Genomic DNA, 12,335 nt, shown 5'->3' on the forward strand with positions numbered 1-12,335 from the left:
GAAACGCCTTTTTTTAAATTGCTAAAAGCTATGTTTCTATGTGTTTAAATATTTATTCTTAAAATTTTAGATTTTGAGTTTCTTTTTGAGCAAACTCTTTAATACGTTTTTCAACTTCATAAAAAACAGCAATAGCTCTTTCTCCTGCTTCGGTCAATCGTGCTCCGCCGCCGCCTTTTCCTCCAAGAAGTTTTTCAACTAACGGACTTTCGGTGCGCTGATTCATTTCTTCAACCAGTTGCCAAGCCTGACGATACGCCATTTTCATTTCTTTTGCGGCATTGGTAATCGAGCCTGTTTTTCGGATGTTTTCTAATAACCAGATTTTCCCTATTCCAAGAAAAGCGCCTTCAGCTTCTTCAATCCAAACACGAACTTCGACGCTATATTTTTTACTGTCAGCCATTTTGATTTTTTAAATGCTATTCAAAAATAATTCTTTTCTGATAAAAGTATTGTGTCTCCGCAATATATTTTCTAAGTATTAAAATGCAAACATAAGTATTTTTACGTAATTAAAAATAAGTATTTTGTTATTTTATTTGTTTGTCAGTGAAATAGCTTTGCTACAATCCGCAATAAATGTAAATTTGCGGCTTAATTAATTTAGTGAAAAGCTTAGAACCTTAGTAACTTAGAATCTTAGTCACTTAGAAATGAAGTACAATCCAAACGAAATTGAAGCCAAATGGCAAAAATATTGGGCAGAAAATCAAACTTTTGCAGCAAAGAACAACTCTGAAAAACCGAAACATTATGTTCTCGATATGTTTCCTTATCCGTCTGGAGCAGGACTACACGTTGGGCACCCGCTGGGTTATATAGCTTCAGATGTGTATTCTCGTTTCAAGAGACATCAAGGTTTCAATGTTTTGCATCCAATGGGGTACGATAGTTTCGGATTGCCGGCAGAACAATATGCAATTCAGACAGGACAGCGTCCTGAAGATACAACGCGTGTAAATATTGACGGTGGAGTAGACAAAGAAGGAAAACAAATTGCGGGTTACAGAAAACAATTAGACAAAATCGGATTCTCATTTGACTGGGCGCGTGAAGTGCGTACATCAAATCCTGATTATTACAAACATACACAATGGATTTTTATCCAATTGTTTAATTCTTGGTATTGCCGAAAACAAGGAAAAGCATTTGATATTTCAGAGCTTGTAACTGTTTTTGAAGAAAGCGGAAATGCATTGGTTGAAGCAGTTTGCGACGATAATGTTGCGATTTTTACTGCTGATGAATGGAACTCTTATTCTGAAGAGCAAAAAGAGAAAATCTTGTTGCAATACAGAATGACGTATTTGGCAGAAACCGAAGTAAACTGGTGTCCAGGCTTAGGAACTGTTTTGGCAAATGACGAAATTGTAAACGGAGTTTCAGAACGTGGAGGCTTTCCTGTTATAAGAAAAAAAATGACACAATGGAGTATGCGAATTTCTGCTTATGCCGAACGCTTGCTTCAAGGTTTAAATGATATCGATTGGAGTGAGTCTATAAAAGAATCTCAAAGAAACTGGATTGGGAAATCGGTTGGGGCTTTGGTGACTTTTAATGTGAAAAATCATGATGAGGTAATCGAAGTTTTTACTACACGTCCTGATACAATTTTTGGAGTTACTTTTATGACTTTGGCACCAGAACATGATTTGGTTGCTAAAATTACAACTCCAGAACAAAAAGAAGCAGTTGAAGCGTATATCGAAAAAACAGCAAAACGTTCAGAGCGTGAGCGTATGGCCGATGTAAAAACCATTTCTGGAGTATTTACAGGAGCTTATGCAGAACATCCTTTTACAAAAGAAGCTATTCCGGTTTGGATTGGCGATTATGTTTTGGCTGGTTATGGAACAGGCGCTGTAATGGCAGTTCCTTGCGGAGACGAAAGAGATTATGCTTTTGCTAATTTCTTTAAAGGTCAGAATGGAATGCAGGAAATCAAAAATATCTTCGCTAATGTTGATATTTCTGAAGCAGCTTTCGGATCAAAAGACAATGTTGAAATTACAGCTTCTGATTTCTTAAATGGATTAAATTATAAAGATGCGACAGCAAAAGCAATTTATAAATTAGAAGAAATAGGACAAGGAAAAGGTAAAACCAATTACCGTTTGCGTGATGCTGTTTTCTCTCGTCAGCGTTATTGGGGAGAACCATTCCCAGTTTATTATGTGAACGGATTGCCTAAAATGATTGACGCACAACATTTGCCAATTATTTTGCCAGAAGTAGAAAAATATTTGCCAACAGAAGACGGTTTGCCTCCATTAGGAAATGCAGCTGTTTGGGCTTGGGATACAAAACAAAATAAAGTTGTTGCAACTGATTTAGTTGATAATGTTTCGATTTTTCCTTTAGAATTAAATACAATGCCAGGATGGGCGGGAAGTTCATGGTATTGGATGCGTTATATGGATGCGCACAATGAAAATGAATTTGCAAGCAAGGAAGCTTTGGCTTACTGGGAGAATGTAGATTTATACATTGGAGGAAGCGAACACGCAACAGGTCACTTATTGTATTCTCGTTTTTGGAACAAATTCTTAAAAGACAAAGGCTTTGCTCCAACCGAGGAACCATTCAAAAAACTGATTAATCAGGGAATGATTTTGGGTACGACGGCTTATGTTTACAGATTAGAAGGAACAAATACTTTTGTATCTAAAAATAAAATCGAAGGTCAAAATGTACAGCCAATTCGTGTTGATGTTCATTTTGTAAATTCTTCGGATGAATTAAATATCGAAAAGTTCAAAGCTTGGAGAGAAGATTTCAATACGGCAGAATTTATTTTTGATGAAAACGGAAAATACATTGTTGGTCGTGAAGTTGAAAAAATGTCGAAATCATACTATAATGTGGTAACGCCAGATGATATTTGTGCTGAGTATGGAGCTGATACATTACGTTTATACGAAATGTTCTTAGGTCCATTAGAACAGGCAAAACCTTGGAATACTGCTGGTATTTCTGGAGTTTTTGGTTTCTTGAAAAAATTATGGAGATTGTATTTTGATGATAATGGTTTAATCGTAAACAACGACGAACCAACAAAAGACAACTTAAAATCATTGCATAAAACCATTAAAAAAGTAGCAGAAGATATCGAGAATTTCTCTTTCAATACTTCAGTTTCTCAGTTTATGATTTGTGTAAACGAATTGTCTTCTCAAAACTGTCATTCAAGAGCGATCTTAGAGCCGTTAGTGATTTTGGTTTCACCTTATGCGCCACATATCGCAGAAGAATTATGGGCACAGTTAGGAAATACAACTTCAATTTCAGAAGTTGCTTTCCCAGTTTTTGATGCAAAACATTTAGTGGAGACTAACAAAGAATATCCAGTTTCTTTCAACGGAAAAATGCGTTTTACAATCGAATTGCCTTTGGATTTAACCGCAGCACAAATCGAAGAAATCGTAATGAAAGACGAAAGAACTCAAAAACACTTAGACGGAAGAACACCAAATAAAGTGATTATTGTTCCTGGAAAAATCATCAACCTTGTAGGTTAATTATTTTAAAATTTTAATATAAAAATTCCAAATTCCAATTTTACGATTGGGGTTTGGGATTTTTTTTTGTGAGCCTTGTTTTGTCAGTCTGAGCGAAGTCGAAGACCAAGCAAGTAACTCTACAAAGATTGGCGATTTAGATTGCGGAGCTTCTCACGCGGTCTTCGACTTCGCTCAGACTAACAATGCGTACAGTTTGTCATTTCGACGAAGGAGAAATCTCCATAAGTAACTCTACAAAGATTGGTGATTTTGAATGCGGAGCTTCTCGCGAAGATTTGCTTCGCCTGTTCGCTATCGCTCGAGTCTCCTTCGTCGAAATGACAAGATTGCGGAAAACTTTGCGTCTTAGCGCCTTTGCGAGCAAAAAACCTTTGCGCACTTTGCGGTTAAAAACCCGCACCAACATTGGAATTTGAAATTTTTTTATTGAAATTTTCATTCCCGTTGTAACATTTTAATAGTTGTCGTATCAAAAGCATGGATCCGATTTAATTAACAACTTAAAACTATTAAAAATGAAAAAGTATATCATCTTAATTATCGCATTCTTATTCTCAGCATTATGTCTAAATGTTTTCGGACAAACAAAACAATTTCCGTTTGAGGTTTTAAAAACTGGAAATGGAGATCAATCTATTATATTTATTCCGGGCTTTGCATCTTCTGGAGATGTTTGGAATGAAACCAAAGCCGCATTCGAAAATAATTTTACCTGCTATACACTTACAATGGCTGGTTTTGCAGGAAGAAAAGCACAGCCAAATGCTTCATTTGAAAATTGGAAAAACGGAATTGCCAATTATATCAAAGAAAATAATATTGAAAAACCAATCTTAATTGGCCATAGTATGGGAGGCGGACTTGCGCTTGCCATTGCGGCTGATTATCCAGATTTGGTTGGTAAAATTGTAGTGGTAGATGCGCTTCCTTGTTTAGCTGCTTTAAATGATCCTGCTTTTAAATCAAAAATAAATAACGACTGCTCTTCAACAGTAAATCAAATGACGGGTATGAGCAATGATCAGTTTTATGATATGCAAAAAAAGACCATGCCAAGACTTTTGGCAGATGCCTCTAAGCTGGATATGGTGGTAGATTGGAGTGTAAAATCAGACAGAACAACTTTTGGGCAAATGTATTGTGACTTTTTCAATGTCGATTTAAGAGAAAAAATCGCACAGATTAAATGTCCGGCTTTAATTCTATTAGAATCTTATTTTATAAATTTAAAACCAGCAATTGAAGATCAGTATAAAAATTTAAAAACTGCAAATTTTCAGTATGCGACAAATGGCTTGCATTTTATTATGTACGATGATACCGCTTGGTACATGGAGCAGTTAAACAATTTTATTAAAGTTTAAAATGGAATTCGAAAAAATCTACAAAACGTATTGGGACAGAATTTTTAGGCTTTGCATGGGATTTGTAAATGATTACGACGCCGCTCAAGATTTGGCTCAAGAAACTTTTATAATTGTCTGGCAGAAGTTGGAAACTTTTAGAAATGAATCTTCTATTGGAACTTGGATTTTTAGAATTGCTTCCAATAATTGTCTGAGGCAGATCGAGAAGCAAAAACGTTTTCCAAAATCAGAACTGCCGATTCATCTTTCAGAAGAAAAACAAACCTCATTAGAACCTCAGATTCAATTCTTATATAAATGTATTGCTGAGCTTCCAGAAACTGATCGTATTATTATCTCGTTAGAATTAGAAGATATCAAACAAGCCGAAATCGCTAAAATCGTCGGACTTTCTGAAGCCAATGTTAGAGTAAAAATTCATAGAATTAAAGAAAAACTGACTCAAAAATTTAAAGAAAATGGACAACGATAACAATATAGATTTTAAAGATTTATGGAAAAAGCAATCCGTAAGTCAGCCAGACATGACCGATTTGCTGGCGCGAATAAATAAGTTTAAGAAAACAAGTTTGCGTTGTTTATGGCTTACCAATATTCTGCTTTTAGCAACCAGTGCTTTCATTGCCTTTATTTGGTTTTATTATCAGCCACAATTTATTTCGACTAAAATCGGAATTGTCTTGACGATTTTGGCAATGTTGATTTATTTACTGGTTTACAACAAACTATTAGGGGATTATAAAAATATTGAAGCAAATCAGACTAATCAAGAATATTTGCAAAATCTGATTTTAATTAAAAAGAAACAAAACTTCATGCAGACGAAACTGATGACTTTGTATTTTGTTCTGTTAACCGTTGGAATTTGCCTTTATATGTATGAGTATGCGAGTAAAATGACTCCTTCAATGGCAATTTTAATATATGGAATCACATTATTCTGGATGTTGTTTAATTGGTTTTACATTCATCCAAAACAAACCAAAAAACAGCAGGAAAAAATAAATAGTCTAATTGAAAAATTTGAAGAAGTCAATCATCAATTAGAATCATAAAAAAAAGAAGCTTCGCAATTGCGAAGCTTTCTTTTACCAAAAACAAAAATCTAAAATTTTAAATTTCTATAAACTATTGCGGGAACACGAAAGTGCCAGGAACTGCAACGATTGTGCCATCAGCTTTTGCTTTAGCGGTCGTTTCTTGTTCTACTTTTCCTCCAACGTAAATTTTTATAGTTAAAGTTTGATCGACAACACCTCCATGGCCTGAAACTTGGATTCCAACGGCGCTAGTACTTGCAGAAGCAGTAAATTCTTTAGTCCAAGGTAATTTGGTGATATCTACACTTTGTGCAGCATTTCCTGATTCCATATAAACAGCATCCATCTGTCCAGAAAAGTTTCCTGTTACTTCATATTTAACGTCTCTTGAGTTATTTCCGCCTTTATCATCATCACTGCTGCAAGAAACTGCTGTAAAAGCAAGAGTCATTACAATTGCTAAGGTTTTCAAAATTGATTTCATAGTATATATTTAATTAATAGTAAGATCTACAACAAAATTAGACCCTTACTTACGGGACGGCAATACCTGATAAAATGTATTTTTTATTACCTGATATCAGGTAAAAGCAAGCGGTTTCTTTTCGAAAGTCATTAAGCTTTAATAACTTTGAGTAAATGCCACATTTATGAAGAAAATCTACGCCTTTTTATTTTTTTTATTTTTCACTGCAATTTCCAATTCACAAGTAATTCTTTCATTAGATGATGATACTGTTTACATTGACAGTATTGTTAAGATCACAAAAAATACAAAATCAGATAGTGTCAAATGCTTAAATAGTTTCAGGTTGTCAAAACTATTTTTGATGGCGCAGGATGCAAAAAAATCTAAAGAATATCTTCAGGAAGCGAACAAGCTTAAAGCCAAATTTCCTTTTCTAAAAGATGCTTCTGTTTTTTATAATGCCTACAATTTTATAGAAAAAGGCGATTTAGATGGTTTTGAAAAAGCCTTGCTCGAAGCCAATTCTAAACTCAAAAAATACCGAAATAAAGAAGCTTATAAACTTCGTGCCGTGATACTCCAGAATTATGGTCTTATGCAGCAACGCAAGAACAACGAAAATGCTTATATGAGATTGTTGATAAACGAAGCCATTCCTATTGCTAAAAAAAGTGGTGATTATGAATTAATCAGCGCTTTAAATAAAGCAGTAGCCATTATTTTTATGAATAATGATGAACGCGAAAAAGCAGCTGAATATCTCGATCAGGCGCAGAAATATATAGAAAGCGCGACTAAAAAATCTGCAACTTTAGCAGAGTCTAAAATGGAAACCTATATTATAAATGCAGAGAATTTAGTCGAGCTGAAACATTTTTATGATGCTAAAGAAATTTTAGATAAAGCTTATGAGACTTTAGAAAAATTTCCGGAATCCAATTTGAATGATTCTTATTTTTATTCGGAAGGACTTTATTATGCCAAACAAAATAAACATGACGAAGCATTGGTAAGTTTTGAAAAAGGAATTAAATCTGCAGAAAATCATAATAATGCTATTGCGGTAAACAGATTGAAATTTGCAGAATATGAAGTGCTTTTTAAACTGAAAAATTACGGCAAAGCCAAGAGTAATTTGGAATATTTGATCGAAAAAACGCCTTTTATTGTAGATAAAAAGAATTATTACAAAGAGCTGTCTAAAGTTTATAATGCTACGAAAGAATATCCGAAAGCGTATTATTATTCGAACAAATACAATGTTATAAACGATAGTTTAAACGATGCTAAACTGAAAAGTGAAATTGTAGAGCTTGAAGCAAAATATAAAAAAGCAGAAAGTGAAAAGAAAATTGGTCTGTTGCAGTCAGAGAATGAGAAAGCAGTTCTTCAGGTTAATAATAATCGTTTGAATATGATGCTTTTTGCCGTGCTTTCATTTGTTCTGTTTCTGACGGTTTTGTTTTTGTGGAGCTGGAATAATTATCAGAAAAAAATAAGTTTTCAGAAAGAAGTAAATCATAAACAGGAACTCGAGGCATTAGAAAATCAGCAGAAATTATCGATTTCAAATGCTTTGATTGAAGGAGAAGAGATAGAGCGTAAAAGGATTGCAAGAGATCTCCACGACGGACTCGGAAGTATGCTTTCTGGTCTTAAAATGCATTTGAATCTGCCCGATCGTGAGAAGAATGAAAATGCGTCTAATATAAATGGCATGCTGAATGACTCCATTAAAGAACTTCGTAATATTTCTCAAAATTTAATGCCCGAAAGCTTGATGAAATTGGGTCTCGAGCATGCACTTAGAGATTTATGTGCTTCACATTCGACTGCCGAAACAACAATTGAATTTCAGTATTTGATTAAAAAAACAACCTTGCCACAACATTTTAAAATCATGATTTTCAGAATCATTCAAGAGCTTTTAAATAATGCCTTAAAATATGCCAAAGCATCGCAGATTCTGGTTTCCTGCTCGCAGAACAAAGATGTCTTTTTTATTACTGTAGAAGATAACGGAATTGGCTTTAATTTGGAATATGCAGAAAAAAGGGACGGAATGGGCTTGCGAAACATTAAGAACCGTGTGGCTTTTTTGAATGGAAAAATAGAAATTGATTCCGTTTTGGATAAAGGAACTTCGACTTATATTGAACTAAAATATAACCCAAATCATGATTATGAAGTATAAAACGGTAATAGTAGACGATCATCCGATTGTGATTTCTGGAATTTCAGGTTTGCTGTCGGATTTAGATAATATAGAAATTGTAGAAAAATTCGAATCTGGAATTGCACTTTTAGATTATATCGAAGACAATAAAGTTGATTTGATTTTAATGGATATTTTTCTTCCCGTCATAAATGGAGTTGATTTGTGTAAAACAATTAAGCAAAAGCATCCTAAAATTGTAATTATAGGTATGAGCAGCCAGTCTGAAAGAAGTTTGGTAATGCAGTTTATTCAGAATGGAGGAAACGGATATATTCTTAAAAATGCTTCTTTTGATGAGTTTAAAGAATGTATTTACAAAGCTATTGATGGCGAAATTGTTTTTAGCGAAGAAGTTAAAACCATAATTAGTCAGCCTTTGTCTGAAGATTTGGAAAGGATTCCAGGTTTGAGCCGGAGAGAACGTGATATTGCTTTATTGCTATCGCAAGGAAAATCGACTCAGGAAATAGCCGACGATTTGTTTTTGAGTTTTTTAACCGTTCAAACACACCGACGCAATATTCTTCAGAAATATAAAATGAAGAATGTGGCAGAATTAATTGCTTTTTTGCTTAAAAACAATATGCTGAATTAGGTCAAAAATGGTAAAATGATGTCAAAATGGCATTTTGTTAAAATGGTTCGCAATTTGCGGTTTGTTTTGTAAATTTAAAAATCAATCTAAAAACACAAAAAAATGGGATCAGGATATTTAATTATTGCTGGAGCTATCATGTTGTTCAGCTGGCTGGTAAGCTCGCAGCTGAAAAGTAAATTTGAATTGTATTCGAAATTGCAATTACGAAACGGAATGAGCGGAAGAGAAATTGCTGAAAAAATGCTTGCCGATAACGGAATTACAGATGTTCGTGTTATTTCAACGCCAGGTCAGTTAACAGATCATTATAATCCTTCAGATAAAACAGTCAATTTAAGTGAAGCAGTTTATAACCATCGTAATGCCGCGGCAGCCGCTGTTGCAGCGCACGAATGCGGTCACGCCGTACAGCATGCAATTGGTTACGAATGGCTTACAATGCGTTCTAAGTTAGTGCCGATTGTAAGTGTTGCTTCAAATTATGTACAATGGATTTTAATTGCAGGAATCTTAATGATTAAAGTTTTTCCTGGGTTATTATTAATCGGAATTATCATTTTTGCAGCAACAACTTTGTTCTCAGTTATTACGCTTCCGGTCGAATATGATGCTAGTAACCGTGCTTTGGCTTGGTTAGAAAACAAACATATGCTTACTCAAGAAGAACAAGCTGGAGCAAAAGATGCTTTAAAATGGGCAGCAAGAACTTATGTCGTGGCTGCGATTGGTTCAATAGCAACGTTGTTGTACTATATATCAATTTATTCTGGAAGCAGAAGGAATTAATTAGTTAATTGAGATAATTAGTCAATTAGATAATTTATAGCAAACCCGACAGGTTTTAAAAACCTGTCGGGTTTTGTTTTTTTAAGTTTGTCCGGCTGAGGGAAGTCGAAGCATTTAATTTTAGAATTATCTAATTTTCAAATTGACACATTATCTAATTCTAAAGCTGTATCTGCCTATCAATCTGCTGATCTAGCGAGATAAAAGTTTCAGTTCTAGAAACTCCTTCAATTGCTTGGATTTTGTTATTTAAAAGTTGCATTAAATGTTCGTTGTCACGACAGATAATTTTAATCAAAACAGACCAGTTTCCTGTTGTATAATGGCATTCTAAAACTTCTGGAATTTTGCGAAGTTCTTTTACCGCTTCGGAGTTTCTAGAGGCTTTGTCCAAATAAACTCCCACAAATGCCATTGTATTGTACCCTAAAACTTTTGGGTTTACAGTAAACTTAGAGCCGGAGATTACGCCAGATTGCTCTAGCTTTTTTAATCTTTGGTGAATTGCGGCTCCAGAAATTCCGATTTTATTAGCGATTTGCAAAATTGGTTTTCGGGCATCTTCCATTAGGTATCGAAGGATTTCCTTGTCGATTCCGTCGATTTCAATTAAGAGGGAGTTGATTTTCATAACTTACAATTTGAAACTATTTTTGTGATTTGGGTTTTGAATAGAAATCAAATGTAATTAAAATGCGTTAGAAAAGGAAATCCCAATTTTTGAAATCCCAAATCCCAAATCCCAAATTCAAATTGAAATATAAACCGTAGTTTCAACTACAGGAAAACGAGCGAAAAAATCCTAAAAACAAAAATTCCAAATTTCAAGCAGTTACTTGGAATTTGGAATTTTAAAAAATTGAATATTTTAAAAAGGATTATTTCCCTTTGTTTGCTTCTGCAACGTATTTCTCTAAAGCCATTGTCATAGAAGGTGTTTCAGGAGTTGGAGCAAGAATATCAATTCTTAAACCATGGTCAAGAGCCTCTTTTTGAGTTGTGCTTCCGAATACGGCTATTCTGGTATTGTTTTGTTTAAAATCTGGGAAATTTTTAAACAATGACTTAATTCCTGTCGGACTGAAAAAAGCTAAGACATCATAATAAACATCTGCTAAATCAGATAAATCACTCATTACAGTTCTGTAGAAAATTGCTTGTGCCCAATCTACTTTTAGACTGTTTAATGTAACAGGAGCATCTGCATTTAATTGGTCAGATGCAGGAAGTAAAAACTTCTCGTCTTTGTACTTCTTAATTAGCGGGGATAAATCTGCAAAATCTTTTGCTCCAACGTAAATCTTACGTTTTCTGTACACAACATACTTTTGAAGGTAAAACGCAACAGCCTCAGATTGACAAAAATACTTCAATCCTTCAGGAACTTTGTAACGCATTTCATCAGCCACTCTAAAAAAATGATCTACAGCATTTCTACTTGTTAAAATGATCGCAGTGTAATGATTAAGATCGATTTTTTGTAATCGAATCTCTTTTGCGCTAACCCCTTCTACATGAATAAATGGTCTGAAATCAATTTTTATTTTGTGTTTTTGTTGGAGCTCAAAGTAAGGAGAATTCTCCACTTTAGGTTCAGGCTGTGACACCAAAATTGTTTTCACTTTCATATTATAAATATTTTCTAAGCACTCCCTTTTGTTACCCAATAATAGAGAAAATAATAAGGGGCTATTTCAAGAGCGCAAAGATACAAAATAAAATAAAATAACTTGCCGATAATTACGTTTTGATACGTTTTAATTGAAATAAAGTAAGAGTATACGCTAATACACAGCGAAATGCCTATGATTGCTAGCGGTATAATTTGCGGAATATTGTTGTAATAGAACAAAACAGCATTGATTGGAAGGATTAAAACGCCAATGTAAGTTCTGTATGTTACTTTTTGTAAGTTAAAAAGCTCTACAAATTCGTCAATATTAAAGGAAGTGGCTACAATTTTTTCGATTAAGTACTTTCCTAGAATGAAATAAAGTAGGAAAGTTGCAATCTGAATAAATAAAACCCAGTCGGTTTTTGAAGCGTGGCCAAAAATATTTAGCGTAAGCAGGATAAAAAAGGCAAATGATACAATCTGCACAAAAAATAAACCAACCGTAAAGCTGTTTTTCATGTGGCTGTTGTCTCTATAAATTTTGGCGTATTTATCAGAAAAAATAAGTTTACTAAATTCACTAAATCTTGTTTCGTACGCCGATTTTGTCATGGCAACAACAGCAAAGGTCAGCACAAATAAAAGTGTTGCCCAGTCTTTGTTTTCAAGAATTCGAGGATGTAATTGTTCAATCATAGCCTTGCAAAATTAGTAATTT

12 protein-coding genes are annotated in these 12,335 nt (G+C 34.1%); 7 read left to right on the top strand and 5 right to left on the bottom strand.

The features are described from left to right. Window positions 1–58: 58 nt before the first annotated feature. Complete coding sequence (locus AAYQ05_RS19835; protein ID WP_343545029.1) at window positions 59–406, bottom strand: winged helix-turn-helix domain-containing protein; 348 nt, start codon at window positions 404–406, stop codon at window positions 59–61. A 250-nt stretch (window positions 407–656) separates the two neighbouring features. Between AAYQ05_RS19835 and leuS the strand changes: the two genes are divergently transcribed. From leuS to AAYQ05_RS19855, 4 genes are all read left to right on the top strand, one after another. After that, window positions 657–3,521, top strand: coding sequence for a leucine--tRNA ligase (gene leuS, locus AAYQ05_RS19840; protein ID WP_343545030.1), 2,865 nt, complete (start codon window positions 657–659; stop codon window positions 3,519–3,521). Window positions 3,522–4,039: 518 nt separating this feature from the next. Then, window positions 4,040–4,888, top strand: coding sequence for an alpha/beta fold hydrolase (locus tag AAYQ05_RS19845; RefSeq protein WP_343545031.1), 849 nt, complete (start codon window positions 4,040–4,042; stop codon window positions 4,886–4,888). Between the two features lies 1 nt (window position 4,889). Then, a complete protein-coding gene (locus AAYQ05_RS19850; protein WP_343545032.1) occupies window positions 4,890–5,363 on the top strand; it encodes an RNA polymerase sigma factor in 474 nt (157 codons plus the stop codon). Continuing rightward, window positions 5,350–5,946 (top strand): hypothetical protein, encoded by a 597-nt coding sequence (locus tag AAYQ05_RS19855; protein ID WP_343545033.1) that lies wholly within the window; start codon window positions 5,350–5,352, stop codon window positions 5,944–5,946. The genes AAYQ05_RS19850 and AAYQ05_RS19855 overlap by 14 nt, the downstream gene beginning before the upstream one ends. Window positions 5,947–6,019: 73 nt before the next feature. Here the strand turns inward: AAYQ05_RS19855 and AAYQ05_RS19860 are convergent, their stop codons facing one another. Continuing rightward, window positions 6,020–6,415, bottom strand: a complete 396-nt coding sequence (locus AAYQ05_RS19860) for an MmpS family transport accessory protein (RefSeq protein WP_343545034.1) — start codon at window positions 6,413–6,415, stop codon at window positions 6,020–6,022. A gap of 166 nt (window positions 6,416–6,581) precedes the next feature. Here AAYQ05_RS19860 and AAYQ05_RS19865 point away from each other — a divergent pair, with 166 nt between their 5' ends. The 3 genes from AAYQ05_RS19865 to AAYQ05_RS19875 all read left to right on the top strand — a co-directional run bounded on the left by AAYQ05_RS19865 (window position 6,582) and on the right by AAYQ05_RS19875 (window position 10,002). Then, window positions 6,582–8,594 (top strand): tetratricopeptide repeat-containing sensor histidine kinase, encoded by a 2,013-nt coding sequence (locus tag AAYQ05_RS19865; protein ID WP_343545035.1) that lies wholly within the window; start codon window positions 6,582–6,584, stop codon window positions 8,592–8,594. Next, window positions 8,584–9,213: a response regulator gene (locus AAYQ05_RS19870; protein ID WP_239452955.1), complete on the top strand. Its 630-nt coding sequence runs from the start codon at window positions 8,584–8,586 to the stop codon at window positions 9,211–9,213. The genes AAYQ05_RS19865 and AAYQ05_RS19870 overlap by 11 nt, the downstream gene beginning before the upstream one ends. A gap of 102 nt (window positions 9,214–9,315) precedes the next feature. Continuing rightward, window positions 9,316–10,002, top strand: a complete 687-nt coding sequence (locus tag AAYQ05_RS19875; RefSeq protein ID WP_095928287.1) for a zinc metallopeptidase — start codon at window positions 9,316–9,318, stop codon at window positions 10,000–10,002. Between the two features lie 160 nt (window positions 10,003–10,162). On the opposite strand, the gene AAYQ05_RS19880 is transcribed toward AAYQ05_RS19875, so the two are convergent. From AAYQ05_RS19880 to AAYQ05_RS19890, 3 genes are all read right to left on the bottom strand, one after another. Then, complete coding sequence (locus tag AAYQ05_RS19880; protein ID WP_095928286.1) at window positions 10,163–10,633, bottom strand: Lrp/AsnC family transcriptional regulator; 471 nt, start codon at window positions 10,631–10,633, stop codon at window positions 10,163–10,165. Between the two features lie 247 nt (window positions 10,634–10,880). Beyond that, a complete protein-coding gene (locus tag AAYQ05_RS19885) occupies window positions 10,881–11,630 on the bottom strand; it encodes a uroporphyrinogen-III synthase (protein WP_008465120.1) in 750 nt (249 codons plus the stop codon). Window positions 11,631–11,644: 14 nt separating this feature from the next. Then, a complete protein-coding gene (locus AAYQ05_RS19890) occupies window positions 11,645–12,313 on the bottom strand; it encodes a DUF4271 domain-containing protein (RefSeq protein WP_177211885.1) in 669 nt (222 codons plus the stop codon). Between the last annotated feature and the right edge of the window lie 22 nt (window positions 12,314–12,335).

This window comes from Flavobacterium movens, from assembly GCF_039581425.1.
GTDB lineage: Bacteria > Bacteroidota > Bacteroidia > Flavobacteriales > Flavobacteriaceae > Flavobacterium > Flavobacterium luteolum.